At 75.0% G+C, this 26,433-nt stretch carries 27 protein-coding genes and 1 pseudogene; 17 read left to right on the top strand and 11 right to left on the bottom strand.

Annotated features, from left to right (window positions below):
• The first annotated feature begins 3 nt into the window (after window positions 1-3).
• The 5 genes from ACYQ02_RS05735 (at window position 4) to ACYQ02_RS05715 (ending at window position 3,115) form a co-directional block, all read left to right on the top strand.
• Window positions 4-384: a hypothetical protein gene (locus ACYQ02_RS05735; protein ID WP_460039485.1), complete on the top strand. Its 381-nt coding sequence runs from the start codon at window positions 4-6 to the stop codon at window positions 382-384.
• Between the two features lie 152 nt (window positions 385-536).
• Window positions 537-884, top strand: coding sequence for a twin-arginine translocase TatA/TatE family subunit (locus ACYQ02_RS05730; RefSeq protein WP_460039484.1), 348 nt, complete (start codon window positions 537-539; stop codon window positions 882-884).
• A gap of 15 nt (window positions 885-899) precedes the next feature.
• Complete coding sequence (tatC, locus tag ACYQ02_RS05725) at window positions 900-1,739, top strand: twin-arginine translocase subunit TatC (RefSeq protein WP_460039483.1); 840 nt, start codon at window positions 900-902, stop codon at window positions 1,737-1,739.
• The gene (locus ACYQ02_RS05720; RefSeq protein ID WP_460039482.1) at window positions 1,681-2,574 is read left to right on the top strand and encodes a PIG-L deacetylase family protein; all 894 of its coding nucleotides are present in this window, start codon (window positions 1,681-1,683) and stop codon (window positions 2,572-2,574) included. Before tatC ends, ACYQ02_RS05720 begins: the two co-directional genes overlap by 59 nt.
• A gap of 70 nt (window positions 2,575-2,644) precedes the next feature.
• Complete coding sequence (locus tag ACYQ02_RS05715; protein ID WP_460039481.1) at window positions 2,645-3,115, top strand: hypothetical protein; 471 nt, start codon at window positions 2,645-2,647, stop codon at window positions 3,113-3,115.
• A gap of 21 nt (window positions 3,116-3,136) precedes the next feature.
• Here ACYQ02_RS05715 and ACYQ02_RS05710 read toward each other — a convergent pair whose 3' ends face one another.
• The 3 genes from ACYQ02_RS05710 to ACYQ02_RS05700 all read right to left on the bottom strand — a co-directional run bounded on the left by ACYQ02_RS05710 (window position 3,137) and on the right by ACYQ02_RS05700 (window position 6,222).
• Entirely contained in the window at window positions 3,137-3,847 is a 711-nt protein-coding gene (locus ACYQ02_RS05710; protein WP_460039480.1) for a hypothetical protein, read from the bottom strand.
• A gap of 239 nt (window positions 3,848-4,086) precedes the next feature.
• Complete coding sequence (locus tag ACYQ02_RS05705) at window positions 4,087-5,445, bottom strand: M20/M25/M40 family metallo-hydrolase (RefSeq protein WP_460039479.1); 1,359 nt, start codon at window positions 5,443-5,445, stop codon at window positions 4,087-4,089.
• 9 nt (window positions 5,446-5,454) lie between these two features.
• The gene (locus tag ACYQ02_RS05700) at window positions 5,455-6,222 is read right to left on the bottom strand and encodes an NUDIX hydrolase (RefSeq protein WP_460039478.1); all 768 of its coding nucleotides are present in this window, start codon (window positions 6,220-6,222) and stop codon (window positions 5,455-5,457) included.
• 299 nt (window positions 6,223-6,521) lie between these two features.
• Between ACYQ02_RS05700 and ACYQ02_RS05695 the strand changes: the two genes are divergently transcribed.
• The 5 genes from ACYQ02_RS05695 (at window position 6,522) to yjjX (ending at window position 10,628) form a co-directional block, all read left to right on the top strand.
• Window positions 6,522-7,271: an AzlC family ABC transporter permease gene (locus ACYQ02_RS05695; protein ID WP_460039477.1), complete on the top strand. Its 750-nt coding sequence runs from the start codon at window positions 6,522-6,524 to the stop codon at window positions 7,269-7,271.
• Entirely contained in the window at window positions 7,238-7,564 is a 327-nt protein-coding gene (locus ACYQ02_RS05690; protein ID WP_460039476.1) for an AzlD domain-containing protein, read from the top strand. The genes ACYQ02_RS05695 and ACYQ02_RS05690 overlap by 34 nt, the downstream gene beginning before the upstream one ends.
• A gap of 286 nt (window positions 7,565-7,850) precedes the next feature.
• The gene (locus ACYQ02_RS05685) at window positions 7,851-9,038 is read left to right on the top strand and encodes a HAMP domain-containing sensor histidine kinase (RefSeq protein WP_460039475.1); all 1,188 of its coding nucleotides are present in this window, start codon (window positions 7,851-7,853) and stop codon (window positions 9,036-9,038) included.
• A complete protein-coding gene (locus ACYQ02_RS05680; protein ID WP_460039474.1) occupies window positions 9,031-9,882 on the top strand; it encodes a response regulator in 852 nt (283 codons plus the stop codon). The genes ACYQ02_RS05685 and ACYQ02_RS05680 overlap by 8 nt, the downstream gene beginning before the upstream one ends.
• 56 nt (window positions 9,883-9,938) lie before the next feature.
• On the top strand, window positions 9,939-10,628 hold the full coding sequence (gene yjjX / locus ACYQ02_RS05675; RefSeq protein WP_460039473.1) for an inosine/xanthosine triphosphatase: 690 nt from the start codon (window positions 9,939-9,941) through the stop codon (window positions 10,626-10,628).
• Here yjjX and ACYQ02_RS05670 read toward each other — a convergent pair.
• From ACYQ02_RS05670 to ACYQ02_RS05660, 3 genes are all read right to left on the bottom strand, one after another.
• A complete protein-coding gene (locus ACYQ02_RS05670) occupies window positions 10,519-11,079 on the bottom strand; it encodes a DinB family protein (protein ID WP_460039472.1) in 561 nt (186 codons plus the stop codon). The two genes, yjjX and ACYQ02_RS05670, sit on opposite strands and share 110 nt — an antisense overlap.
• A gap of 265 nt (window positions 11,080-11,344) precedes the next feature.
• Entirely contained in the window at window positions 11,345-12,223 is an 879-nt protein-coding gene (locus ACYQ02_RS05665) for a 2-oxoacid:ferredoxin oxidoreductase subunit beta (RefSeq protein ID WP_460039471.1), read from the bottom strand.
• A gap of 3 nt (window positions 12,224-12,226) precedes the next feature.
• Window positions 12,227-14,002: a 2-oxoacid:acceptor oxidoreductase subunit alpha gene (locus ACYQ02_RS05660; protein ID WP_460039470.1), complete on the bottom strand. Its 1,776-nt coding sequence runs from the start codon at window positions 14,000-14,002 to the stop codon at window positions 12,227-12,229.
• 338 nt (window positions 14,003-14,340) lie between these two features.
• On the opposite strand from ACYQ02_RS05660, the gene ACYQ02_RS05655 reads away from it, so the two are divergent.
• Window positions 14,341-14,601, top strand: coding sequence for an alpha/beta-type small acid-soluble spore protein (locus ACYQ02_RS05655; RefSeq protein ID WP_006903780.1), 261 nt, complete (start codon window positions 14,341-14,343; stop codon window positions 14,599-14,601).
• A gap of 440 nt (window positions 14,602-15,041) precedes the next feature.
• Here the strand turns inward: ACYQ02_RS05655 and ACYQ02_RS05650 are convergent.
• The 4 genes and pseudogenes from ACYQ02_RS05650 to bshA all read right to left on the bottom strand — a co-directional run.
• Window positions 15,042-15,389, bottom strand: a pseudogene (locus ACYQ02_RS05650) (methylglyoxal synthase); the annotation flags it as partial.
• A gap of 192 nt (window positions 15,390-15,581) precedes the next feature.
• The gene (locus tag ACYQ02_RS05645) at window positions 15,582-17,351 is read right to left on the bottom strand and encodes an oligosaccharide flippase family protein (protein ID WP_460039469.1); all 1,770 of its coding nucleotides are present in this window, start codon (window positions 17,349-17,351) and stop codon (window positions 15,582-15,584) included.
• Between the two features lie 180 nt (window positions 17,352-17,531).
• Window positions 17,532-17,894 (bottom strand): S1 RNA-binding domain-containing protein, encoded by a 363-nt coding sequence (locus ACYQ02_RS05640; RefSeq protein ID WP_460039468.1) that lies wholly within the window; start codon window positions 17,892-17,894, stop codon window positions 17,532-17,534.
• Window positions 17,895-17,925: 31 nt separating this feature from the next.
• The gene (bshA, locus tag ACYQ02_RS05635; RefSeq protein ID WP_460039467.1) at window positions 17,926-19,215 is read right to left on the bottom strand and encodes an N-acetyl-alpha-D-glucosaminyl L-malate synthase BshA; all 1,290 of its coding nucleotides are present in this window, start codon (window positions 19,213-19,215) and stop codon (window positions 17,926-17,928) included.
• Window positions 19,216-19,499: 284 nt separating this feature from the next.
• Between bshA and ACYQ02_RS05630 the strand changes: the two genes are divergently transcribed.
• The 4 genes from ACYQ02_RS05630 to ACYQ02_RS05615 are packed head-to-tail and all read left to right on the top strand — an operon-like array spanning window position 19,500 to window position 24,155.
• Complete coding sequence (locus ACYQ02_RS05630; protein ID WP_460039466.1) at window positions 19,500-21,038, top strand: M20 family metallopeptidase; 1,539 nt, start codon at window positions 19,500-19,502, stop codon at window positions 21,036-21,038.
• Window positions 21,039-21,054: 16 nt separating this feature from the next.
• The gene (locus tag ACYQ02_RS05625) at window positions 21,055-21,813 is read left to right on the top strand and encodes a Dph6-related ATP pyrophosphatase (protein WP_460039465.1); all 759 of its coding nucleotides are present in this window, start codon (window positions 21,055-21,057) and stop codon (window positions 21,811-21,813) included.
• Between the two features lie 45 nt (window positions 21,814-21,858).
• A complete protein-coding gene (locus tag ACYQ02_RS05620; RefSeq protein ID WP_460039464.1) occupies window positions 21,859-23,829 on the top strand; it encodes an ABC1 kinase family protein in 1,971 nt (656 codons plus the stop codon).
• Window positions 23,830-23,879: 50 nt separating this feature from the next.
• Entirely contained in the window at window positions 23,880-24,155 is a 276-nt protein-coding gene (locus ACYQ02_RS05615) for a hypothetical protein (RefSeq protein WP_460039463.1), read from the top strand.
• A gap of 22 nt (window positions 24,156-24,177) precedes the next feature.
• On the opposite strand, the gene ACYQ02_RS05610 is transcribed toward ACYQ02_RS05615, so the two are convergent.
• Window positions 24,178-24,966: a CBS domain-containing protein gene (locus ACYQ02_RS05610; RefSeq protein ID WP_460039462.1), complete on the bottom strand. Its 789-nt coding sequence runs from the start codon at window positions 24,964-24,966 to the stop codon at window positions 24,178-24,180.
• A gap of 110 nt (window positions 24,967-25,076) precedes the next feature.
• Here ACYQ02_RS05610 and ACYQ02_RS05605 point away from each other — a divergent pair, with 110 nt between their 5' ends.
• Together ACYQ02_RS05605 and ACYQ02_RS05600 are read left to right on the top strand one after the other, a co-directional pair.
• The gene (locus ACYQ02_RS05605; RefSeq protein WP_460039461.1) at window positions 25,077-25,661 is read left to right on the top strand and encodes a sulfite oxidase-like oxidoreductase; all 585 of its coding nucleotides are present in this window, start codon (window positions 25,077-25,079) and stop codon (window positions 25,659-25,661) included.
• A gap of 72 nt (window positions 25,662-25,733) precedes the next feature.
• On the top strand, window positions 25,734-26,432 hold the full coding sequence (locus ACYQ02_RS05600; protein WP_460039460.1) for a winged helix-turn-helix domain-containing protein: 699 nt from the start codon (window positions 25,734-25,736) through the stop codon (window positions 26,430-26,432).
• Window position 26,433: the final 1 nt, after the last annotated feature.

Here is a 26,433-nt window from a genome sequence, read left to right as displayed (position 1 = left end):
GCTATGGCCAGGGGATGGCGACAGCCTGAGGGCGACGGCCCGGCGCCGGCCGCCGAACCGGCCCGCCGGCGGCTGGTGCGCTGGTTCGTCCCCGCAGGTGCCGGGCTGGCCCTGGCCGCCTTGTCGGCCCTGGCCGTGGCCTTCTGGCCGGGGCCCTTCCAACGGGCGGCCCTGGGCCGGGTCCTGGCCGTGGAGGTCGTTCTGGTGCTGCTGGCCGCCCTCAACTATTCGGGGTTCCTCTGGGGGCGGCGCACCTTCACCGAGCTGGTCACCGCCCAGCCCCAGCCGCCGCCCGAGGAGCTGGCCCGGCGGGACGTCCTGTTCCTCCAGCTGATCGTGGCGGGGGCCGTGCTCTTCGCGGTGTGGCTCCTGGTGGGGGGTTGATGTGGGGCGCGGCCGGGCGGTGCGTTACAATAGCGGGGAAGCCATGGACAGAGGCCGCCGGCGGGGCCGCCGGGGCGGCTGCCGGCGGCGGCCGCCCGGGGCAGGCCGCCGTCGACGAGGGAACAAGGCGGCCGCCCGAGGAGGTGCGGTCCATGGGACCCATCGGTTTGCCGGAGCTTTTGCTCATCGCGGCCGTGGCCCTGGTGGTCTTCGGCCCGGCGCGCCTGCCGGAGCTCGGCCGCTCCCTGGGGCGGGCGATGCGGGAGTTCCGCTCCGCCGTCCGCGCCCTGGACGACGACAGCCCCAACGGCAGCGGCCAGGGGGACGGCGCCGGTCGTAGCACGGCCTCCGCGACCTCGCCGGCCCAGGGGACCGGGCCGGCGGCGCCGGCCGGGGCCGGCGGGCCTGCCCGCGGCACCGCCGCGGACGGTTCGGGGACGGCCGCGGCGACGGCCGCGGGGACGGCTCCGGGGACCCAGGGCCAAGACGCAGCCGGTTGAAGGATGGTCGCGCCGGTGGAGGAGACCGGAGGAAGCGGGATCTGGCCCTCCCTGGTCGAGCACCTGGACGAGCTGCGGCTGCGGCTGATCTACAGCGGCCTGGCCGTGGCGGCCGGCGTCGTGGTGGGGTTCGTCTACGCCCGGCCGGTGCTGGGATGGCTGATCGACCGGGGACCGGCCGTGCAGCTGGTGGCCTTGGCGCCCGCCGAGGCCTTTCTGGTGACCCTGCGCATCGCGGTGCTGGTCGGTCTTGGGCTGGCCTCACCGGTGGTGGCCTACCAGGCCCTGCGCTTCATCTGGCCCGGGCTGACGGAGGCCGAGCGCCGCTACGTGCGGTGGTACGCCCTGCCGGCGCTGCTGCTCTTCGCCGGCGGTCTCGCCTTCGGCCTCCTGGTCGCCGTGCCCATGGCCCTCAACTTCCTGCTGGGCTTCAACGCCGGCCCCATCCAGCGCACCCTGTCCGTCCAGGCCTACGTCGACTTCGTCGTCAGCCTGGTCTGGCCGTTTGGCTTCATCTTCGAGCTGCCCGTGGCGGTGGGGCTCCTGACCGAGATCGGCCTTCTGACGCCGCCCTTCATGGCCCACCTGCGCAAGTACGCGCTGCTGGTCGCCGTGGTGGTGGCGGCCTTCCTCACGCCGACCACCGACGTGATCACCCAGCTGATCTTCACCGCCCCGCTGGCCGTCCTGTACGAGATCGGCTACGGGCTGTGCTGGCTGATCCACCGGCGCCGCCGGGGCCGGCCGGCGCCGGCGGGTCCCGACATCGCAGCGCCGGGGGAGGAGGGACGCGCCGATGGTGGAACCGGCCACCCCGGCCGGGGCCCATCCGGCCAAGGGTTCGCAGGCCGCTGACGGGAGGGGGCCGGGCGGCCGCCGGGGCGGGCGCCTGCTTTGCCTGACCGCCCACCCCGACGACGAATCCTTCAGCCCCGGGGCCAGCCTGGCCCGGTACGCCGCCGAGGGCGTGGCGGTGACGGTGGTGTGCGCCACCCGGGGCCAGGCGGGCAAGCCGGGCGATCCGCCCCTCTGCACCCGGGAGGAACTGCCGCGGGTGCGGGAGGCGGAGCTGCGCGCCGCCTGCCGCGCCCTGGGCGTGGCCCAGGTCCACCTGCTGGACTACGAGGACGGCCGGCTGGCCCAGGTGCCGGCGGCGGAGCTGGAGGCCGTGCTGGGCCGCTGGATGGAGCAGGTGGACCCCGACGTGGTCCTGACCTTCCCGCCGGGCGGGATCTCGGGCCACCGGGATCACCAGGTGCTGTCCCGGGCGGTGGAACGGGCGTTTTCCCGCACCCTGGCCCGCCAGGGCCGGGCGAGGCTCTACTACTTCACCCTGCCGGCCCCGGTCTACCGGTTGAACGGCCTGGGCGCGCCACCGGACCCCCTGGACGCCGCCGTCACCACGGTGGTCGACGCCCGGCGTTGGGCGGACCGCAAGCGGGCCGCCCTGGCCTGCCACCGCACCCAGCACCGGTCGGTGGAACGGGCCTTTGGCGGCTTCCCCCCGCCGCGATCCCCGCGGCTGGGATGGGAATTCTTCTACCGGGTCTGGCCGCCCCTGCCTCCCGGACCCGCCCACCCGGCGGCCCAGGCGGCCGCTGCCGAGGCGCCGCCGGAGGTCCGGGAGGCGGTGGCCGCGGCCCGGGAATGGGGGCTTTTCGACCCCTCGCCGGGGGCCGGCGGCGGGTAGGCGTGGCCGAGCTGGGCAGGCGTTGCGGAGCGGCGAGACGACCCTCGAAGGTCGAAGGAGGCGGATGTCCATGGACCGGGCAGAGAGGGAGCGGGACGGGGCGCGGCCGGGGCCGGAACCGGCCGGGGAGCGGCCGAAGGACGCGGCGTCCCAACCGGCGGGGGCCGGCGGCCGCGGCGCCCCAGGGGCGGGTGGCGGAGACCGCCGTGGGCCGTCCGATCCACCGGCCGATGGGTCGGCCGAGCGGGCGGGATCCGGGGCCATCACCGACGCCGAGGCCCTGATGGACCTCTACTACGAGGTCTCCATGGAGGGCGTCGACCTGCGCCGGTTCCTCGACCGGTTGGACGCCGGCGAGTGGGGTCCCGTCGATCCCCAGGTGGTGGTGGACTTCCTGCGGGACCTGGAGGCCGTCATCCTGAGCAACGTCGACGTCAAGGCCATGGAGGGACCCGAGTACGCTGGCCGGCGCATGGAGGTCATCGAGGAGACCCAGCGGGAGTTCGAAGAGCTGGTGGCCCGCTACCTCAACCGGATGTGAGCGGGCCAGCGCCATCCCCGGCTAGCGGCCCAGCTGGAGCTCCCCGACGCCCCGGGTGTCGCCGGGCCCCAGGGGCGGCAGCCAGGTGACGGTGCCCAGCCGGGCCAGTTCGTCCGCGTCGAGGCGGCCGTCCCGGGTGGCCTGGCGGTACTCGTCCCGGGTCATGGTCACCGCGGCCACCACCTGCTCGCCCGCGCGGGTGGTGGGGTAGGTGGCCCCCACCGACACCGCTTGCCACTTGGCGTATTCCGGCCGGCCGAAGACCACGTCCATGATCCGGCGGCAATCCTCCAGGATGCCGGCTTTCAAGGCCTCCTTGGACGGAGCCCGGTCGGCCCGCAGGGAGACCAGCAGGGTCGTGCTGGCCGCCTGGGAGCCCCGGTGGTCGTCCGGCCCCTGCTGGACGAAGACCTTGCGGTTCTCGCCGCGGTTGGAGGGCGTCACCGCCGCTTGCAGGTCGGCGCTCAACAGCGGCCCCTCGTTCCAGCGCGGCTTGGTGAAGACCGCGGCCCGCCCGGCACTGTGGGGTTCCCAGCCGATCCACACCGCCAGGGAGAGGACGGCCAGGGACAGGGCTGTCGCCAGCCAGCCGGCGGCGTGGCTGCGCAACCGGAACAGGCTGCTCTTGCCGGTCACGATGGCCGTCACCCCGGCGACCATCCCCGCCAGGGCCACCAGGCCCAGGATACCCAGGAGAACATAGGGCAACGGTTGCAGAAGAAAGCGCGTCACCGTGAGGCCCCCTCCGCGCGGCTGGGCCGGGGCCCTTTGCCGGGGTCCACGCCGCTGGGGCGGGCGGCCGCCCCGGCGCCGGCCCGCCTTCCGGTTCCGAGCGTGTCCGGAGCCTAGTGTGCCCGGCCGGCTCCGGGCCATGCCGGGGCCGGCCGGCTGGGGGTGGAGGGGGCGAGACCGGCCGGCGGCAAGCTACGCCACGGCCGGTTGCCGGAGGCGATTCGGTGGCGGGAGGCGATTCATCCGGCGTCCTCGGGCGCCGCGCCGGCGTGGGCCGTACCAGCATGGGCCGCGCCAGCAGGCCCGGCGGAAAGGCCGCGGGCGGCCGGGTCCTTGGACCGGCGGCCCCCCTGGGCCTCGGTCCAGCGCACCACGACCAGCAGGGCCAGAAGGGCCAGGCGCAGGCCCCGGTCCAGCCCGGCCCGCTCGATGTACTCACCCACGGTGTGGGCGCCGTCGCCGTGGCGGATGCCGAAGGTGACGGCCGGGATGCCGCGGCTCAGCGGCAGGTTGGCGTCGGTGCTGGCTGGCAGCTCGTGGGCGGGGACGCCGCAGGTGCGCATCGCCTCCCGCACCAGCCGGACCAGCGGGTGATCGGCGGGCAAGGCGCCCTGCGGGCGGTCGCCGATCACCTCCACCTCCAGGTCGACGCCTTCCTCCCGGGCGGCGTCCTCCAGGGCGCGGCGGGCCGCCTGCTCCAGCCGGGCCAGGGCCTGGCCGTCTTCCGAGCGCAAGTCCAGTTCTAGCTGGCACGTGGCGGCGATGGTGTTGACGGAGGTGCCGCCCTGGATGCGGCCGGCGTTCCAGGTGGTCCGGGGTTCGGTGGGGACCGGCAGGCTGGCCAGGCGGTGGAGGGCTCGTCCTGCGGCCACGATGGCGCTGGGCTGGCCGAAGTCCTTCCAACTATGGCCGCCCGGGCCGGTAAAGGTGGCCCGCAGGCGCCGGCTGCCGATGCCCCGGTAGCAGAGCATGCCCAGGCCACCGTCCAGGACCAGCATGGCGGCCGGCGCCACGGCCAGGCCGTCGAGGAACGCCCGCATGCCCCGCAGGTTCCCCAGCCCCTCCTCCCCCGTGTTGAAGAGCCACACCACGGGGACCCGGGGCGCGAAGCCCGCCTGCCGCAGCGCCTCGGCCAGGAGCAGCAAGCAGGCCACCGAGGCGGAGTTGTCGCCGATGCCGGGGCCATAGAGGCGGCGCCCCTGCTGGCGCACCGCCAGGGGGGTGCCGGCGGGGAAGACCGTGTCCAGGTGGGCGGAGATCACCACGGGGGCCGGCGCCTCGGGGCCGGGCGCCGGGGCCGGGGCCGGCCAGCACGTCCAGACGTTGCCCGCGTCGTCCTGGCGCGGGACCAGGCCCAAGGCCGCCAGGCGGGAGGCGACGTAACGGGCCCGGGGCTCCTCGCCAAAGGTGGGGGCGGGGATGCCGGTGACCCGGACGATCTCCTCAACGTAGCGGTCCAGGTGGCGCCGGAGATAGGCCCAGCCCTGGCGCCAGACGGCGTCGCGCAGGACCTGGCGCACCAGCGACTCGGGGGACGCCGCGGGGGCGGGCGCATCGCCCCCGCCGGGTCCGGCCTGGGCAGAAGGCGGTTGGAGCACCGGCGGCCATCACCCTCCCGTCGTGGGTTCACGGTTCCCGGCCGGGCCGTGCCCGGAGCCATCCGCCGGCGCGGAAGGGGCCCCGGGCCCCGCGGGCCGGCGGGGTCCGTCCCCTGCGGCCGGCGAGACCGGGGATGGCAAGGCCCCGAGGCACGCCAGGGCCGCGTCGGTCAAGGCCACCCGGTAGCGGAAGAGGCCCCGGCCCGTGGCCAGCATGCGTTCCCGGATGGGCCCGGCCAGTTCGTCCAGGGTGACGAACCGGGCCTCGGCGATCTCCCGGCGGTCGTGGGGATCCAGCTCGGTGGAGGCCGTGCGGGCGGCGAAGACGTGGCTCACCCAGTCTTCCCACTGGTCGCCGCAGGTGAACCGGGCGTGGATGCGCAGCAGGTAGCGGGTGGGCTCGATGTCCAGGCCGGTCTCCTCCCACGCCTCCCGGCGCAACCCCTCCAGGAGCGGCTCGCCGGGCCGGGCACCGCCACTGGGCGCCCGGTAGATCCCCGGGGGAAAGGAGGGCTTGCGGATGGCGGCTACCCGGCCCTGGGGGTCGAAGGCGAAGAAGGTCAGGTCGTGGTGGCGTCCCCGCCGGGTGCTGATCCGGACCAGGGCCAGTTCGTCGGGACCCACCTCGCCCGTCCACCGCAGGCAGCGGGGGCGGCCCAGGCGGGCCTCGACGGCGGCCAGTTCTTCCGCGGGGAAATCGGGGTCGACCACGGCCTGGGGCTCCTCTCCCGCGCCCGGCGGCCCGGTGGCGCCGGCTCCGGCGGGCGCCACCGGCATCCTTCACAAGCTGCCAGCACCATCCTTCACAATCAGTATAGCACCCGGGCGGACGAACCGGCCGGTGCCGGCCCGGGCGCAGCCCATCCGGGGCGGGCCGGCCCGGACCGGCCCTCCGCGGAGCTGGTATCGTCCCCGCGCGACGGCTCGCGGCCGGAGCAACGCCCGCGCAGCTTGAACGGGGGCGGGCGACGGGATCCCACGCCGCCCGGAGCGCCGCCGGGACCGGGCCCCCGCGGCCGGCCTCCCAGGCGCCTCGGGGCAGGAGCTCGGCCCCCGGCGTGGTACCCGATAGAAATATGGAGAGGACGCTTCCCGTCCGGCCGGTGTGGGCCGGCGCCGGGCAACGGGGCGCCTTCGCCCGGGGCCTGGTGGCGGGCCTGCCCATCGTGGCCGGCTACCTTCCCATCGGCCTGGCCTACGGGGTCGTCGCCGTCCAGGCGGGTCTGACCCCCCTGGAGGCCGTCGCCATGTCCCTGCTGGTCTTCGCCGGGTCGGCCCAGTTCGCCGCCGCCGGCATGCTGGCGGCGGGGGCCGCCACGGCGTCCCTGGTCGTCACGACCTTCCTGATCAACCTGCGCCACGTGCTATTTGGCGCCGCCCTCGCGCCGCGGCTGGGGGAGCGCCGGTGGGGCCGCTTGGCCCTGGCTGCCTTCGGGCTGACGGACGAGGTCTTCGCCGTGGCCCAGGCCACCCTGGACGGCGCGCCCCGCCCCTGGCCGTACCTGCTGGGCCTGGAGGTGGCGGCGTACGTTGCCTGGTGCGGGGCGTCGGCCGCCGGCGCCCTGATCGGCGACGCCCTGGCGGGCCTGGCGGACTGGGGGCTCGACTACGCCCTGCCGGCCATGTTCCTCGCCCTGATCGCCCTGCAGCTGGGCGGCCGGATGGGCCGCGGCCTGGTGGTCGCCGGGGTGGCGGCGGCGGTGTCCCTGGGCCTGGGCGCCCTGGGGTGGACCCACTGGCGGGTCCTGGGGGCGGCGCTGGCGGGCAGCGCCGTCGGGGTGGTGATGGACCGGTGCGCGAGTCGCTGCTCGCGGCCTTCCTCCTGATGGGGGCCGTGACCTACCTGCCCCGCTGCTTGCCCCTCCTGGGGCTGAGCCGGGTGCGCCTGCCGCAGCTGGTCGAACAGGCCCTGCGCTACGTGGGCATCGCCGTCATGGCGGCGCTGGTGGCGCCGGACCTGGCGGCCACCTGGGGCCAGCCGCCGTGGGGCCTGGGGCCGCGGCTGGCGGCGGCCCTGCCGGCGGGCGCGGTGGCCCTGGCGACCCGCAACATGGCCGCGACGGTGGTGGTGGGGGTGGCCGCCTACGCCCTGCTTCTCCGCGGCCTCGGCCTCGGTTAGGGGCTGGTTAGAGGTGGGCACCGCGGCCCGGGGCGGGATTGGCGCCCCGCTCCCTGGTCGCCGCCTGCCTTGCGCCCTGGCGGCAAGGGCCGTATGCTGGCGATGGCGGGATCGGGTGTCGAACCGGCCTGGACCGGGTCCCCACCGGGGGAACCACGGGCCTTCGCCCGGGAACCCCGGTTCGGGGATCGGCCGGACGGGCCGCGTCCCTGTTCCGGACCGGAGCCCGATGGACGGCCGGCCGGCTTGTGCGTATCATACCCCCGCCATGGGCGAGGCACCGCGGATGCGCTGGATCTACGCGCTCCACAACCGGCTCAACATCTTTCAGAAGGTCCTGATCGCCAACGCGGTCTTCCTGGTGGTCACCGGCGTCGGGGCGGCGGCCCTGGCCGTCCACGTGCGCCAGCTGCCCCTGGTCCAGCGCTGGCTCCACGACCAGGCCCTGACCGTGGTGATCGTCGCCTTCCTGGCCGCCGGCCTGGTGGTCAGCCTGGGGATCAACTGGATCATCCTGCGGGTCGCCTTCCTGCCCCTCTTCCGGCTGCGGGAGATCATGGACGACGTGCGGGCCGGCCAGTTCCACGCCCGGGCCCCTGCCATCGTCGGCGACCCCGACGTGGCCGCCATGGGCGCCATCTTCAACGAGATGCTGGACCGGCTGGACGAGTACCGCCGGGCCACGGCCTCCCAGGTCCTGCGGGCCATGGAGGAGGAGCGCAAGCGCATCGCCCGGGAGCTGCACGACCAGACCAGCCAGGTGCTGACCTCGCTGCTGATCCACCTCGACCTGCTCAAGGAGCGGCTGGGCCCCGAGGCGCCCGACGACGTCCAGCGCAAGGTGGCCTTCATCCGCCAGCTGACCAGCGATACCCTGGAGGAGATCCGCCGGCTGACCTTCGACCTGCGCCCCACCATCCTGGACGACCTGGGCCTGGTCCCGGCCGTCCGCTGGTACGTGCAGAACGTGCTGGAGCCGGCCGGCATCGCCGTGGAACTGAGCGCCAGCGGGTTCAACGGGCGGCTACGGGACGAGATCGAGACGGCCCTGTTCCGGATCGTGCAGGAGGCCCTGACCAACATCCTCAAGCACTCCCGGGCGACCCGGGCCCAGGTCATGCTGCGGCGGGAACCCGGGGGCGTGTCGGCGGAGATCCGGGATAACGGCGTCGGCTTCAACCCCCGCCAGGCGGTTCCCGGCATGGGGCCGGACCCCGGCCGGGGCCTGGGGCTGTTCGGGATGCGGGAGCGGGCCGCCCTGGTCGGGGGCCGGATCGACCTCCATTCCCGTCCGGGCCAGGGCACCCGGCTGCGGGTGTGGATCCCGCTGGAGGGTGCCCCCGGCGCCCCGGCGGGGTCGACCGGGGAGGGCACGCCACGGGCCAGCGAGCCGTGGACCGGCGCGGCGGTGGGGCCGGCGACCGCGGCCGGCGAGGACGACGCCCGGGAGGAGGCAGCCATGGGCCATGTCTGAGACCCCCAAGGGGCCCTTTGCCGGCGAAGGGTTTGGCGGCGAAGCCGCGGAAGGGACAAGGGACGGGACGAACCCGGCCCCCGCGGCCGGCCCGGCCCCCGCTGCGGCATCGCCGGGAGCGGCGGGCCGCTCCCCAGCCGCGGAGGAGGCGGCCGCCGGCGACGGCGAGGCCCAGCGGCCGATCCGGGTGCTGGTGGCCGACGACCACGCCATCTTGCGGGACGGGATCCGCACCTTGCTGGAGGCCCACCCCGACATCGCTGTGGTGGGGGAGGCGGCCGACGGGCGGGAGGCGGTGGAACTGGCCCGGCGGCTGCGCCCCGACGTGGTCCTGCTGGACATCGGCATGCCGGGGATGAACGGGATCGAGGCCACCCGGGCCATCCTCAAGCAGCGGCCGGAGACGCGGATCCTGATCCTGTCCATGCACGACAACGAGGAGTACATCTTCCCCATCCTGGAGGCGGGGGCGGCGGGGTACGTGCTCAAGCGCTCGGCCGCCACCGAGCTGGTGTCGGCCCTGCGGGCGGTGGTCCAGGGCCACACCATCCTGCACCCCGACGTGGCCGCCAAGGTGGTCAGCGGGGCGGCCCGCCGCCAGAAGGCGGAGGGACCTGCGGAGGGCGTCCCGCGCCGGGTCGACGGCCTGACCGAGCGGGAGACCGAGGTCCTCACCCTGATCGCCCAGGGACTGACGAACCAGGAGATCGCCGACCGGCTGTTCATCAGCATCAAGACGGTCCAGGCCCACCGCTCCAACATCATGGAGAAGCTGGACCTGCACGATGCCGTGGAGCTGACCAAGTACGCCATCCGCCACGGCCTGATCTCCCTGGACGACTGAGGGCCGGGGGGCCGGGGATCGGCCGCGGGGGCGGTGCGGGGACGGGGGACGGGACCTTGGAGGGAGCCATCCGGGCATCCGCGGAATGCGGGGCACCTCGGTGCATCGCCGTCGGTTCGACCAACCCCACCAAGGTGGAGGCGGTCCGGCAGGTGGCGGCGGCCGCCTGGCCGGCCGTCCAGGTCCTGGGCCGCGACGTGCCCAGCGGGGTCCGGGCCCAGCCCCTGGGGACCGCCGAGACCGAGGCGGGCGCCCGGCAGCGGGCCCGCCGGGTCCTGGAGGCGGTGCCGGAGGCGGACCTGGGGGTGGGCCTGGAAGGTGGTGTGGACCCCGGCGGGTTCCTCCTCAGCGCCTGCTGCGTCCGGGACCGCCGGGGGCGGGAGAGCGTGGCCTGGAGCCTGCGGATGCCCCTGCCGCCCCAGGTGGTGCGGGCGGTGCTGGACGGGGAGGAACTGGGCCCCCTGCTGGAACGGCTGGGCGGCGTGCCGGGCATCGGGCGCGGGCCCGGGGCGGTGGGCCTCTTCACCCGGGGGCTGGTGGACCGCACCCAGCTATGGGCCATGGCCGTGGCCGGCGCCCTGGCGCCGTGGCTGACGCCCCAGTGGGGGTGGTTTGAACGGGACCCGCTCCCTGGCGTCAGGCGTTCAACGCCCCCTGCTGGGCCCAGTGGCGGGCGATGCGCTCCAACTGGCGGGCGTGGACGTTCTCATGCAGGCCGACGAAGTGGATCCACTGGGCCGCGTTGAAGGGCCAGCCGTAGAGGGGGTGGGGCTCGATCACCCGCTCCACGTCATACCGGGGCAGGTCCTGGAGGATCGCCTCGAGGCGCCGGCGGCTGGCGGCCAGTTCCTCCGCCACCTCCTGGTCGTCCCAGCGGCCCCGGGGTTCGGCCCAGACGGGGGCGGTGTAGGTCTTGCCCTCGGCGTCCAGCATGACCGGGCGGGCGTCGACCCACTGGATGGGCAGGCCGCGGCTCATCCGGCCCTCCCGCCGCGCCCGCTCCAGCATCCGCTCCAGTAGATCCCCACAGAAGCGTTCGGTCAGCACCAGGTGTTCCAGGTTGTCCAGCACCGACCAGCGATCGGGGGCCGGCCGCTCCCGCCACAGGGACCGGGGCACCCCGCCGGCCAGCCGCAGCACCTTGCGCCGCGCGTGGTCGATGTAACTCTGCAGGTCCTCCAGGGTGTGCACCGGCATGGCGGGCACCTCCCATCGGCCGTCCGGCCGTCCAAGTCCCCTGGTAAGGTTTGTTCGTATTGTACCCCGGGAACGGGGGTCATGCGCGCGGCGGGCGGCCAGCGGTGGCGGACCCGGGGCGAGTGGTGGCCGGTGGCCAGCAGGCGGTGGTGGAAGCAAAGGACCCGGCCGCCGGGCCGGGTCCTCTCTTTCACCGGGATCGTGTCCACCGGGATCGGGCGGGCACCGGACGGCCCGCGCCCCCGCGGGCCGTCCGGCCTCCCCTTCAGGCGAACTCCTTGAGGATCTCCTGCCAGTGCTCGGGTTCGTACTCCAGCCGCGCCTGGACCAGCGGCTCCTCGGCGTAGCCGGGCAGCAGGTCCTGGTAGGAGGGCTGGCTGTCGTTGATGTAGATCCGGCCGATGACCAGCTCGTCGTACTTGCGCACCGTCTCCACGGCCAGGTCGTAGTTGCGCGGGTCGTAGTTCGGGTCCTCGTCCAGGTTGACCAGGTTCTCCTTGTAGAAGTCGTAGGTGTTCACCTTGTTGTACGTCACGCACGGGCTGATGCAGTTGACCAGGGAGAAGCCCTTGTGCTGGATGGCCTCGGCGATGATCTCCGCCATGTGGTCCGGATGGGACGAGAAGGCCTGGGCCAGGTACGTGACCCCGGCCGACAGGGCCAGCTGCAAGGGCTTGATGGGCCGGTCCGCCGTGCCCGCGGGCGACGACGTGGTCTTGAAGCCCTGGGCGCTGGTGGGCGAGAACTGGCCCTTGGTCAGCCCGTAGATGTGGTTGTCCATGACGATGTAGGTGATGTCGATGTTGCGCCGCACGGCGTGGATGAAGTGGTTCAGGCCGATGCCGTAGCCGTCGCCGTCACCGCCGGCGGCGATCACCGTCAGGTTCCGGTTGGCCAGCTTGATGCCCGTGGCCACGGGCATGGTGCGCCCGTGGACGGTGTGGACGCTGTAGGACCGGAAGTAGTCGCCGATCTTGCCCGAGCAGCCGATGCCGGCCACCAGGACCACGTTCTCCGGCGCCAGGTTCAGCTTGGCCGCGGCCTCCTGCAGGGCGCGCAGCACGCCGAAGTCGCCGCAGCCGGGGCACCACCAGGGGGCCGCGTTCGTCCGGTAGTCCTTGGGGGTGCGGATGACCGTCGCCATGCCTCATCCAACCTCCTTGGCCGATGCCGCCATGGGCGACACCGCCGCCAGCACCGGCTCCACGATCTCCGCCGGCAGGAAGAGGGTGCCGTCGTACTTGTTCACCGTGCGCAGGCGCGCCTTGTCGGCGCTGTCGATGTGCTGGCGCATCAGGGCCGCCAGCTGGCCCAGGGCGTTGTTCTCCACCACGAACACGTGCTTGGCGCGGCCCAGCAGGTCGCTGACCGGTGCCACGGGGAAGGGTGCCAGCAGCCGGATGTGGGCGTGGCCGGCGGCCACCCCCCGCTCGGCCAGGATCTCCCGGGCCTCGCGCAGGGCGCCGTAGCTGGCGCCCCAGCCCACCAGCAGCACCTCGGGGTGCTCGGGGCCCTCGTAGCGCACGGCCTCGACGCCTTCGACGGCGGTGAACTTGCGCAGCCGCTTCTGCATCATCCGCACGCGGTTGCCGCGGTCCTCGGTGATGTGGCCCGTCTCGTCGTGCTCCAGGCCCGTGGCCAGGTGCAGGCCGCCGGGCATCCCGGGCAGGGAGCGGGGCGAGATGCCGCTGTCGGTGAAGCGGTAGCGCTTGAAGTCGCCGCCCTCCCAGTTGAGGTCGTCGGGCACGGCGATCTCGCCGCGATCGATGCGCACGCGGCTGAAGTCGATGTCCTCCACCGTCTGCTTCGCCAGGCCGAGGGCCAGGTCCAGCGCCAGGATCACCGGCGTCTGGTAGCGATCGGCCAGGTTGAAGGCGTCGATCGCGCCGTAGAAGCAATCCTCAATGCTCACGGGCGCCAGCACGATCCGCGGCAAGTCGCCGTGGGAGCCCATGACCATCTCGAACAGGTCGGACTGCTCGTGCTTGGTCGGCATCCCCGTGCTGGGGCCCGCCCGCTGCACGTTGACGATGACGCACGGCGCCTCGATCATGCCCGCGTAGCCCAGGGCCTCCTGCATCAGGGAGAAGCCTGGGCCCGACGTGGAGGTCAGGGCGCGCACGCCGGCGTAGCCGGCGCCGATCACCGTGCTGATGGCCGCGATCTCGTCCTCGGACTGGACCACCACGCCGCCGTACTTGGGGAGCTTCTTGACCAGCCAGTGCATGATCTCCGAGGCGGGGGTGATGGGATAGGCCGCCACCAGCCGGCAACCGGCCACCAGGGCGCCGAAGGCCGCCGCCTCGTCACCCGTCATCAGGTAGCGGCGCCGGCCGTCGGCGGGAGCCAGGTGCAGCCGCCCGTCCACCTCGCCCAGGGCCGCCCGCGCCGCGTCGTAGCCGCGCCGCAGGGCCTCCTTGTTGGCCTCCACCAGCTTGCCGCCCTTGCCCGCGAACCGCTCGTCGATGATGGGCTCGATGTCCTCGGGCGACAGGCCCAGCAGCGCGGTGGAGACGCCGACGCCCACCATGTTCTTCATGATCGGGTTGCCCAGCTCGCGCGCCAGGTCGACCATGGGGACCTCGATCAGCCGCACGCCCTCGATGCCCGCGGGCAGCTTGCCGCGGCCACCCTTGCCGTTAAAAACAACGACGCCTCCCGGGGCCATCTCGCCGGCGAGGCGGTTGATGCTGTCCTGGTCGAAGGCGATGAGAACGTCGATCCGGGGTGCGATGCCGTAGACCGGCCGGTGCGCGATCCGGATGCGATAGTTCGTGTGACCGCCCTTGATCCGGGACCCGAAGGTCCGATAACCGTAGATATGATAGCCAAGGCGGTTCAGCGCCGACGCCAGGATCTCACCCGTCGTATCGATCCCCTCGCCTTGCTGGCCGCCTACCACCCAGGTGAGCTCATTGCTCACGGACGCTGCCTCCTTAGAGGGATTCGGCGGAAGCCGCCATCCGTTCTCTACTGCACCCGTATTGTACTACGACCCGCTCGCAACCGCCCATGCAACTTTGCAAGGGCGCGCAACGTTTCCTGCAGGGTTGCCATTTCGTTCCACAGGGATGAAGGCGCCGTGGTGCGCTGCGGGACGGCGGGTGGCGTCCTGTTCGCGGCTCCCTGCGCGACGGCGGGCCGAACCCGGATGCCGGTGAAGAACCCTGAGCTTGGCAGCATGAAGGCCGATAGGCGTCCTCATGCTATGACTGCCTCGGGCAACGACGGCCCTCAAGAAGCCGTGAAGGAGGTGCGACGATGGCTCAGGGTCAGCAGCGGAACCGCGCCCTCTTCCGCGGTGCGGAGCAGGCGCTGGACCGCTTCAAGTATGAGGTGGCGCAGGAGCTGGGCATTCAGGTCCCGCAGGACGGTTACTGGGGTGACATGCCGACCCGCCTGACGGGTGCCGTCGGCGGTCACATGGTGCGGCGCATGATCGCCCTGGCCGAGCAGCAGCTGGCGCAGCAGGGCACCCTGCCTCCGGTGAGCCAGCAGATTCCCGGCCAGCAGACCCGGTAACCGCTCCAGGTCCCTGCAGCGGATCCCGGCCGGCACGGCCCCCACAAGGGGCACCGGTTCGGGCCTTGGAGGCGGCACGGCCGGATCCGCGTGACCCAGGACACCCCGAGGCGGGGGCTTTCGTCCCCGCCTCCTTGCTGTTGGGATCGCGCTCCCGGGCTGCCGGGACCGGCTGCCAGCCATGGGCGATCGCCGGCGGCGGTGCGCGCCGTGGCCAGCGGCGGGCTCGGGTTGGTCGGGACGGTGGCGGGTTTTGCCGGCTTGAACAGCGTTGCGGGGCACTACGGCGCGCCCCGGGCCGGTTCGTCCCCCGCCGCGCCGCCCCGCTGGGCCGGTTCGTCCCCGCCCGGGCTGCCCTGGCGGGCCAGTTCGTCCCCACCCGGGCCGCCCTGGCGGGCCAGTTCGTCCCCACCCGGGCCGCCCTGGCGGGCCAGGTGGGCCATCACCGCCTCCGCCGTGCCCAGGTTCGTGGCGATGGGCAGGTTGTGGACGTCGCACAGCCTCAGCAGCGCGCTGACGTCGGGCTCGTGGGGATGGGCGGTCAAGGGGTCCCGCAGGAAGAAGACCACATCGATCCGTCCCGCCGCGATCTCGCTGCCGATCTGCTGATCGCCACCCAGGGGCCCGGACAGGTAGCAGTGGACAGGTAGACCTGTGGCCTCGGCGACCATCCGCCCCGTGGTGCCGGTGGCCACCAGCTCGTGGCGGGCCAGGACGTCCCGGTAGCGCTTCACGAACTCCAGGAGATCGGGCTTCTTCTTGTCGTGGGCGATCAACGCCACCCGCATTCCCATCGCCTCCCCGGCCGTTCTTGACGGGATCGGAGGGGGCCGCCGGCGGGCCGGCGGGATCCCTCACAGCCTTTGCCGGGGAGGCTCTCTTCGATTCGGCCGGGGCCGTTTCCCTCTTGCGGTCGCGGGCTCCCCGTCGCTCGGGTGGGGAGACCCCCGTTGGGGCGAGACCCGGGCGGCGCGAGCCGCTCAGGACGGCAGGGCCGGCCGGGCCGCCCGCAAGGGCGCGGCCGCCACCCAGGCGATGGCGGCAACGGCAGCGGCGGCCAGGCCCCACGTCAGCAGCCGGCCGGCAAGGCCGGCGCCCAGCAAGGGGCCCAGGCCGTCCAGGATGCCCAGGGCGGCCAGCCCGGCACAGGCCGGCAGGACGACCCAGCCCAGCAGGTCGGGCGCCGTCCCCGTCCGCCACAGGGCGAAGGCCAGGTTGCCACTGCCCGCCACCACCACGTCGGCCACCAGGGACAGGCAAACCACCTGCACCGCCGCCTCCGGGTCCATGCCGGGGCGGATCCCCCAGGCGATCACGCCGACCCGCACCGCCGCCGAGGTGAGGTCAACCAGCATGGGCTCCAGGGGGCGGCCGAGGCCGCGCATCACCGCCGCCGCCACCTGGTCGGTGTACAACAGGAGGGCCGCTGGTGCGACCCAGTGGATCAGCCGGCCGGCGCCGGGGTAGTCGCCCCCGGCCGCGCCGGGGAAGAGCAGGGCGGCCAGGGTCGTGCCCTCCCGGGCGAAGAGGACCGCCGCCAGCACGCCCAGGTGCAGGGCGACGGCCACCACCCGCCGCACCTGGTCCCGCAGGCGCCGGGGGTCGTGCTCGGCCTGGGCGACGGCAGGCACGATGGCCGCCGCCAGGGCCCCGCTGAAGACCGTCGGCAGCAGCAGCAGAGGCGCTGCCAGGCTGCCCAGCTCGCCGTAGACGGCCAGGGCCTGGGTCACCGTCAGGCCCACCTGGACCAGGCGGGTGGGGATCAGGGTCGCCTCCACCAGCCGCGCCGCGGACAGCAGGATCCGCTCCACCGTGGCGGGTCCGGCCAGGGCCAGGACCTCCACCAGGGTGGGCGGGCTCGCCGGGGCAGCCGGTGGCCCGAGGTCCTGCGAACCGGCGGGGGACGAACCGGCCGCCGCCGGCCCGCCGGTCCCCGAGGCGGCCGGGCCGGCGGGCCCGCCGGCGCCGCCGGGGCCGCCGGGCGCGGTGCCGGGGAGGGCAGGGCCGGCCGGTCGGGGGGTGGGGGGCGACGGGTCCGGGGGCCGGGAGGCGGCGCGATCGACCCCCGGCGGCCGGGTCGGGTCCCGGGGCGCTCCCGGCGGGTTGAACGGGCCGTGGCCTGCTTGAGCTTGAGGCGGCGGCACGGCGCGGTAGGCCCACCACGTGCTGAGGAAGCCCACCGCCTCGCCGGCCACCAGCAGGCCCACCAGGAACACCAGGGGCGGCCAGGGCAGGGCCAGGCCGGGGTGGACGGCCAGGGCCAGGGCGCCCACCCGCACCACCTGTTCGACCAGCTGGGCGACCACGATCCAGGCCGAGCGCCCATCGCCCAGGAACTGGCCGCGCAACACGGCGGAGGCCGCCGCCAGGGCGATGGCCGGCAGCAAGAGCAGCAGGGGGACGGCGCGGCGGGCCTCGGCCCAGCCGGGACCCGGCGGGGTCCAGCCGGTGGCCAGCAGCCAGGCGGCGGGCAGGACCACGCCGGCCACCGCCAGGCCGGCGGTCCGGGTGATCACCCGGGGCAGGGCGGGATGGCCCACGCTACGGGCCGTCACCCGGGCCACGGCGTCGGGCAGCCCGGCCACCACCGGGGTGAGCAGGGAAAAGTACAGGGACATGGCCAGCTGGAAGAGACCCAGCCGCGCCGGGTCCAGGAGCCGGCCCAGCAGCAAGCGGTAGACGAGGCCGAGGATGCGGTTGGCCAGGTTGCCGGCGGTGAGCCACAGGGTGGAGCGGATGATGCCCCCCATGCCGATCCGTCCCCTCTCACGCAACCATGGCTATGCGGGCGGGGACGGGCACAAAACAGGCCACGGGAAATCAAAGGCCCGCCGGTCGCCGGACCGGCGGGCGGGTGCGGGCGGTGATCGTCGCATCGGTGGCCGGGCCGCCGGTGGGGCCGGCGGCTTCGCGGGTGAGGGGGCCAGACCTCACCAGCGCTCGAGCCGGGCGTCGCGCAGCTTCTTCTCCGACTGCTTGAGGAAGTCCGCCAGCTTGCGCTCGAAATCGCGGTTGTCGCGCCGGGGCCGGCGGCCGCCGTCGGCGGGCGCCGGCTGGGTGGCCTTGATCGACAGGGCGATCTTGTTGTTCGTCTCGTCGATGCGCAGGATCTTGACCTTCACCGTGTCGCCCACCGACAGGTGGTCGCTGACGTTCTCGACCCAACCGTGGGCGATCTCCGAGATGTGGACCAGGCCGGTCCGCCCGTCGGGCAGCTTGACGAAGGCGCCGAAGCCGGTGATGCCGTCCACCGTGCCCTCGACGATGTCCCCGACCGAATATGCTTCCGCCATGCCGAGCCTCCTAGATGCCAGGATGGACCTATTATCTCACATCCGCGGGCGGAACTGAAGGGGAGGAACCGGCCCCCGCCCAGCGGGCAGGCCCCGTTCCCGGGGCCGCAGGTCCCATCCCCGGGCCCAGGGCATCCGCCGGGCTGGCCTTGACGGGGCCCGCGGGTCCGGCCAGCAGCCGCCGGTAGAGGGCCTCGTAGCGGGGCACGACGGTCGCGGCGGCGAAGCGCCGGTGGGCCGCTTCGGCCGCTGCCCGGGAAAAGGCCGCGTGGCGCTCCGGGTCCGTGAGGAGCTCCAGGGCGCAGCGGGCCATGCCGTCCACGTCGCCCGGTGGCAAGAGGTAGCCGGTGCGGCCGTGTTCGACCACCTCCGGCAGGCCGCCGGTGCGGGCGGCCACCACGGGCACCCCGCAGGCCATGGCCTCCAGGGCCGCCAGCCCGAAGGCCTCCTGGCGCGACGGCAGGAGGAACAGGTCCGCCGCCGCCAGCAGCCGGGCCACGTCGGTGTGCTCGCCCAGGAACCGCACCCGGTCGGCGATCCCCAGCTGCCGGGCCCGGTGGGCGCAGCGGTCCACGTCGGGGCCGTGGCCGACCAGCAACAGGCGCGCGGGCAGCTGCCGGCACACCCGGGCGAAGATCTCGATGACGGCCGGGGCGTCCTTGGCGGGACGGAAGTTGGAGATGTGAAGCAGCAGCCGCTCCCCCGGCTCGGCCAGGCCGCGGCGCAGGCTGGCGTCGCGGCGCCGCCCGGGGTGGAAGACCGCCGGGTCGACGAAGTTGGGGATGACCTCCAGGGGCCGCTCCACCCGGAAGGCGGCCCGGGTGGCGTCCCGCAGGTGCTGGGAGACCACCGTGACCGCGTCGGACTGGTTGATGCTGAACTCCACGATCCGCTGGAAGGACGGGTGGGTGCCCAGCAGGGTGATGTCGGTCCCGTGCAGGGTCGTCACCACCCGCGGCGCCCGCTCCGGCCCCAGCATGGCCCGGGCCAGGTAGGCCGCGGTGGCGTGGGGGATGGCGTAGTGGACGTGGAGCAGGTCCAGCCGCCACTCCTCGGCGACGGCCGCCATCTGGCTGGCCAGGGCCAGGTCGTAGGGCGGGTAGGTGAACAGCGGGTAGGAGGGCACCTCCACGGGGTGGAAGTGGATCCCCGGGCGGGTGAGGTCGAGGCGAAAGGGGACGTCGTGGCTGATGAAGTGGACCTGGTGGCCCCGGGCCGCCAGCTGGTGCCCGAGTTCGGTGGCCACCACCCCGCTGCCCCCCGACGAGGGGTAGCAGCTGATCCCGATGCGCAGCGGCGCTTGCGGGGTCTCGCTCGCCATCGCCAACCCCCCAGGTTCCCGGCCCCGTCGTCGCCGGTTGCGCGCCCCGTCCCCGTCCGGAGGTCCCCCCATCGGCGGCAGGAGGCCCGTTCCGGGCGCGCCCGGGCGAATCCGGACCGGGGCGTCCGGGGCCGCCGGCGGCCGGCCCCACCGCCGCGGGGCGCCCGCCGGGGTTGTCGCCAGGCCGTTCTCGCCCCATTGTAGCCTTGTGGGGGCCGCCGGCAAGACCGGGTCCCGGCGGTCCGCAGGCGCCGGCGCTGGGCCGGCGGCAAGGAGGTACGCCATTGCGACCAGACCCAGGAACCCATCGGGACGAACCGGCAGCCCCGCCGGCGGCTGGACCGGGCGCCGCCCCCGCGGCCAACCCGCAGGTGCCGCGCCCTGGCGGCGGCCCGGGGGCACCGGGTGGCCCGGCGCCCGCCGGCGAGCCGGAGGCGGCGGGTGGTGCCGAGGCATTCCCAGGCGCGCCTCCTGCGGGCAGCCCCGGGGCCGCCGGCGCCGGGGCTGCCGGCGGCGAGGGGACAGGCCGGGAAGGAGCAGCCGGCCAGGGGGCGGGTGGTGACGCGGCGGGCGCAGGGGGAGAAGGGGCGCTCGAGGCCGGGATCCGGCGGCTCCTCCCCGACCTGGAGGCGGCGCTGCCCCGGGAAGCGCTGGTCGCCCTGGCCCAGGACCTGATCCGGGCGGTGACGGTCAACCCGCCGGGGGACGAGGGCCGGGCCGCCGCCGTGGCCATCCCCTGGCTGGAGGCCCACGGCTTTGCCGTTCGCGTCTACGAACCCCGGCCGGGGCGGGTCAACGTCATCGCCCGCCGCCGGGGGCCCGAGCCCGGGCCGACCCTCCTCTGGTGCGGCCACCTGGATGTGGTGGAACCGGGGGATGGGGCTGCCTGGCCCCACCCGGCCTTCGCCGGCGTCGTCGAGGGCGACCGCCTGTACGGGCGGGGTGCGGTGGACATGAAGGGACCGGTGGCGGCGGCCCTGGGCGCGGCGGCCGCCCTCCACCGGCTGGGCGGTCCCCGCCGCGGCGAGCTGGTGCTCGCCCTGGTGGCCGACGAGGAGGCCATGGGCCGCTGGGGCACCCGCTGGCTGGTGGACCGGGGCCTGCTGCGGGCCGACGGCGCCATCGTCGGCGAGCCCACCCGGCTGCACCTCGTGCGGGCCCAGCGGGGGGCGGCCTGGATCCACCTGCGCCTGGACGGGCGCTCCGCCCATGCGGCCACGCCCCATCAGGGCGCCAGCGCCGTGGCCGCCGCCGCCCGCCTGGTCCTGGCGCTGGAAGAGCGGGTGTGGGACGCCTTCCACCCGCTGCTGGGGCCGCCGACGGCCAGCGTGGGCACGATCCGGGGCGGGGACAGTCCCAACCGGGTGCCCGACCGGTGTGAACTGGTGGTCGACCGCCGGGCGGTGCCGGGGGAGACGGAGGCCGCCGTCCGCCAAGAGGTGGAGGCGGTGGTGGCCCAGGTGCTGGCGCGCCACCCCGGCGTGCGGGCGGCCATCACCCGCTGGCGCTGGGCGGAGCCCGCCGAGACGCCCCCCGGCGCCGCGGTGGTCCGCCTGGTGGAGGCCGCCGGCCGGGCGGTGACCGGCCAGGACCTGCCCGAGGCGGGGACGGTGGCGGTGACGGACATGCGCTACCTGGTGGCCGCCGGCATCCCCACGGTCATCGTGGGGCCGGGGCGGTCCGATCTGGCCCACGCCCCGGGCGAGTTCATCCGCCTGGACGAACTGGCCCAGGGGGCCCTGCTCTACGCGGCCACCTTCGCCGGCTGGCTCGGGGTCGCCGGGGACCCGGGCCCCGGCCCCGGGGCGGTGAGGCCGGCATGAAGGGGGTGAGGCCGGCGTGACGGCGCAGGCGCCCCTTGGGTCCCGCGGGCCCGCCGCCGGCCCGGGGCCGGTTCGTCCCGTGGTCCTGAGCTGGAGCGGCGGCAAGGACTCGGCCCTGGCCCTGGCTCGCCTCGCGGCCGATCCCGCGGTGCGGGTGGCCGGGCTTTTGGCGACGGCCAACGAGACCAACGGGCGGATCAGCATCCACGGCGTGCGGCAGGCGCTGGTCGAGGCCCAGGCCCGGTCCCTGGGCCTGCCCCTCTGGTGGGTCCCGCTGCCCGACCCCTGCACCAACGCCGAGTACGAGGCCCGCATGGCCCGGGCGCTGGAGCACCTGGCGGCCCGGGGCATCGCCACCGTGGCCTTCGGCGACCTCTTCCTGGCCGACATCCGCGCCTACCGGGAGACCCAGCTGGCCCGGGCGGGGATGGCCGCCCTCTTCCCCCTCTGGGGGAAGGATACGCGGGAGCTGGCCCGGCAGGTGGTGGGCGCGGGGGTGCGGGCCGTGGTGGTCGCCGTCGACCCGCGCCACCTGGGACCCGAGTGGCTGGGACGGCCCTACGACGAGGCGTTCCTGGCGGCGCTGCCCGCCGGGGTCGACCCGTGCGGCGAGCGCGGTGAATTCCACACCTTCGTCTATGATGGACCTGGGTTCGCGGCGCCCGTGGGCTTCCGGGCCGGCCCGAGGGTGGAGCGCAACGGGTTCTGGTACCTGGACCTGATCCCGGCGGAGGAACCGGCCGCGGGCGCGCCCGGTTCCGGCACCGCGTCCTAGAGGCCGGCGGTCCCTGGGGGGCGGCGGCGGCGAGGAGGACGGGGAATGGCGGCGAGCAGCCGTTACCAGCGGCTCCGCAACCTGAGGCGCTATCGGGAGATCGCGGCCGTCCTGGCCCGCCACGGCCTGACGGTGCTGGTGGAACAGGCTGGCCTGCCCCGCCAGGGCCGCCGGGACCGCTGGGCCTGGATCCGGCCGCGCCTGCGGCGCCGGCGGGAGGCGGCCCGGGCGGACGGCGCGGACGGCGGCCGCCCGGGCTACGACGGGAGGGCGGTGGGCACGGCGGCCCGTCCGGGGACGGGGCCGGTGGAGGGCGCCGGTGCCGGCGGCGAGGGGGCGGCGGGGGAGCGGGCCGCCGGGGGGCCGGTCGCCGGCCGCTGGCCGGGGTCCTGGGAGGCGGAGGGGCCCGGGACCGCGCCGGCCCCCGGCGGCCGTCCCGGCCCAGACGGGGTGCCGCCGGCCCCCGCCCCGCCGCGGCCCGCCGGCGGGGAGGAGCGGGGCCAGGGCCTGGGCGCCCACCTGCGCCAGGCCCTGGAGGAGCTGGGCCCCACCTTCGTCAAGCTGGGCCAGCTCCTCAGCACGCGCCCCGACCTGGTGCCGCCCGACATCCTGCGGGAACTGGAGCGGCTGCAGGACCGGGTGCCGCCCTTCCCCTTCGAAGAGGCCGCCGCCCAGATCGAGCGGGAGCTGGGGCGGCCCCTGACCGAGCTGTTTGCCCGCTTCGACCCGCGGCCCCTGGCCGCCGCCTCCATCGGCCAGGTCCACGCGGCCCAGCTGCCCGACGGGCGGGCGGTGGTCGTCAAGGTGCAGCGCCCCGGGATCCGCCGCACCATCGAGGCGGACCTGGCGCTGCTGCTGGACCTGGCGGAGCTGGCCGAGCGTTACAGCCCCTGGGCGGCCTTCTACCCCTTCCGCGACATCGCCGGCGAGCTGGCCGCCAGCCTGCGGGCCGAGCTGGACTTCGTGCGGGAGGGCCGCAGCGCCCAGCGCCTGGCGCGGCTCCTGGCCGGCCGTCCGGGGGTGCGGGTGCCCCAGGTGATCTGGGAGTACACCACGCCCCGGGTCCTGACCATGGAGCGGCTGGAGGGGACGCGGCTGGCCGAGGCCGGGCCCCTGGCGCCCGGCGACGCCCGGCGGCTCGCCCGCACCCTGGTCGACGCGGTGCTCGATCCGCTGTTCCGGGCGGGGTTCTTCCACGCCGATCCCCACCCGGGCAACATCCTCTTGCTGCCCGGCGGGCGGATCGGCCTGGTCGACTTCGGCATCACGGGCCAGCTGGACCGGACCACCCGCCGGCGGCTGGCCGGGATGGTCATCGCCCTCTGGCGGGGCGATGCGGCGGCGCTGCTGGAGGCCGTCGAGGGGCTGGCCCTGGTGCCGCCCGGCACCGACCGGCGCCGGTTGCGCCGCGACCTGGAGCTGCTGCTGGACCGGTACCTGGACGTGCCCCTGAGCCGGCTCGACCTGGGGGAGATCCTGCCGGTCTTCTTCGACCTCTTGCGGCGCTACCGGGTGCGGGTGCCGGCGGATCTGGCCCTGGTCGGCAAGACCCTGCTGGCCCTGCAGGGCGTGGTGCGGGCGGTCGACCCCGGCCTGTCGGTGCTGGACCTGGCCCGGCCCCTGGGCCGGCGCCTCCTGCGCCAGTACCTGTCGCCGGCGGAGGTGGGCCGGCGCTGGCTGGACCGGTGGGAGGAACGGGCCGAACCCTTGCTGGACCTGCCCGCCCAGCTCCACGCCCTGCTGGTCCAGGCCCGGGCCGGCCGGCCGGTGTTCAAGGTCGAGGTGGTGGAGCGGGAGGAGTTCCACCAGGGGCTGAGCCGGCTCGTCAACCGCCTCGCCTTCAGCGTGCTGCTGCTTTCCTTTACGATCTTGATGGCGGCGCTGGTGGTGGCGGGGGCCCTTTTGGGCCGCAGCGAGCCGGTCCTCCGCTTCCCCTTCCTGGAGGTGGGGGTGGCGGTGCTGGCCCTGGCCACCGCGGCCCTGCTCTGGGCCATCGTCCGCTCGGGCCGGCTGTGAGCCTGCCGGTGGGCCGGGAAGGAGCCCGCCGCCGCGAGGAGGGGACGACGATGCCGACGGGGGGCCGCCGCCCCCGCCTGGGCTGGCGCCAGTGGCTGGAGGTGTACCGCTTCCTCCGGGACCCCCGGTCGGGACCCGGGCCGCGGCTGCTGGCGCTGTTGGCCGCCCTGTACCTGATCTGGCCGGCCGACCTCTTGCCGGGGCTGCCGCCGCTGGCGTGGCTGGACGACGCCACCGTCCTCTGGCTGGTGTACCACCTCTTGCGCCGGCAGCTGGAGCGGCAGGAGCCGGGCCGGTCCGGGTCCGGCGACCGGCCCGGCCGGTAAGGGACATGGGGCCGCGGCCGGCTCACGGCCGGGGCGGCGGCCCGGCCGGTTCCTCCAGCAGGCGGCGGCGCACCGGCTCCCGCAGCCGGCGCACCGCCTGCTCCAGCTCCTCCTCCTGGCCGGGGGCCAGATCCCGCATGTGGGCCACGTCGTTGCGGGTGCGGCGCAGCCGGTCCAGAAGGTCCAGGATGGCGGGGAGCCCCAGGGGGGCGAACCAGGGCTGGAACCAGCGCTCCCAGCCGGCCTCGACCAGCTGGCGCAGGTCGTAGAGGTCGATGTAGTCCAGGGGGTCGGTCCCGCCGTCCCGCCGGCAGTACGCCTCGATGCGCCGGGCCTGGCCGGGCGGCAGCAGGGCGAGCCAGCCGCCGGGCGGCCCCGCGCCTTCCAGGCGGTCGAGAAGGGCTCGCAGCACCTGTTCCAGCTCCCGCAGGCGCAGGTAGGGCGCCGCATCCCGGACCACGTCCACGTAGGTGATGATGCCCGGAGGCCGGCCCGGCGCCGCCACCACCACCGCGGGAGCCCGCTCCAGCCCGTCCAGCACCTCGAGAAGCCCGGCGCTGGGGGCCACCTGGGGCAAGGGGGGCTCCTGCACCTGGGCGGCCGTCAACCGCTGCAGGTCGGCCCCGGCCTCCAGGAGCTGCTGCCAGGTGCGGGCCGTCAGGGCCCCGGTCACCCGGTGGCCGTCCCAGACGGGGGCACGGCTGTAGCCGGCGCGGCGCAGGGTGGCGAGCACGGTGGCCACGGGGTCCTCCGGCCGGGCGTAGACGGCGGGACGGGCGATCCGGCCCGCCTGCCAGAGGCTGCTGGGCATGGTCCGTCGACCTCCTTCGTCGTCCGTTGCTAAGATGGGACAGCGGCCGGCCCGTCAGTCCGCCCCGCCCCCGCGCCCGCGGGTCACACTAGCCGTCGGAGGTGAAGGCCATGACCGAGGCCGGCGTTCGCGACCGGGTTCCTCCCGGCCAGGTGGTGACGGAGAAGTTCCCCGTCCTGCACACGGGGGAGGTCCCCCGCTACCGGGACGACCTGAGCGACTGGACCTTCCGCGTCTTCGGCGAGGTGGAGCGGCCCGTCACCCTCTCCTGGGAGGCGTTCCGCCGGCTGCCGACCCGGGAGGTGGTGGTGGACATCCACTGCGTGACCCGGTGGAGCAAGCTGGGCACCCGCTGGCGCGGCGTTCCCGCCGCCCGGGTGCTGGAGGAGGCGGGCGTACGGCCGGAGGCCCGGTTCGTCCTGGTCCACGCCGACCCGGACTACACCACCAACATCCCCCTGGCGGACTTGTACCGGGACGACGTCCTGCTGGCCTTCGAGTTCGACGGCCAGCCCCTGACCCCCGAGCACGGCTATCCAGTGCGCCTCTTGGTGCCCCACCGCTACTTCTGGAAGTCGGCCAAGTGGGTCCGGGGGTTCGAACTGCTGCGGCAGGACCGGCCCGGCTTCTGGGAGGAACGCGGCTACCACAACGAGGCCGATCCCTGGAAGGAGCAGCGCTACGGGTTGTTCTGATGGCTTCCGCCTGCCTTACGCCGGCAGGGGCGCCGGCCGCCGCGGCCGGCGCGGTGGGGGAGGGGCCGGGAGGTGCCGGGAGAGCCGATCCTGGTGGTGGACGACGAGCCGGGCATCCGGGAGATCTGCCGGCTCTATCTGGAGCGGGAGGGGTTCGCCGTCCGGGAGGCGGCCAGCCTGGCGGGCGCCCGCGCCGCCCTGCGGGGCGGTGCCCCGGCCCTGGTGGTGCTGGACCTGATGCTGCCGGACGGCAGCGGCCTCGACCTTTGTCGGGAGCTGGTGGAGGCGGGGATCCCGGTGGTCTGCCTGACGGCCCGGGCCGACGAGACGGACCGCGTCCTGGGGCTCGAGCTGGGCGCCGACGACTACGTGACCAAGCCCTTCAGCCCGCGGGAACTGGTGGCCCGGGTGCGGGCCGTGCTGCGCCGGGCCCGGGGCTCCCGGGAGCCGGCCCCGGTGACCGTCCGCTTCGGCCGCTGCGCCGTCGACCTGGCCGCACGCCGCCTGTGGGTGGACGGCCGCGAGGTGTCCTGCACGCCCAAGGAGTTCGACCTGCTGGCCCTCCTGGTCACCCATCCCCACCGGGTGTTCACCCGCCAGCAGCTGCTGGAACGGGTCTGGGACTTCACCTACGCCGGCGACACCCGCACCGTGGACGTCCACGTGCAGCGGCTGCGGCGCAAGATCGAACCCGATCCCCAGCGGCCCCGCTACCTGAAGACGGTCTGGAGCGTGGGGTACCGGTTCGACCCCGAGGGCGAGGCGAGCTGAC

The organism is Thermaerobacter litoralis (assembly GCF_054654595.1).
The sequence above is the reverse complement of the archived record's forward strand: the minus strand, read 5'-3'. Positions and strand labels throughout refer to the sequence as shown.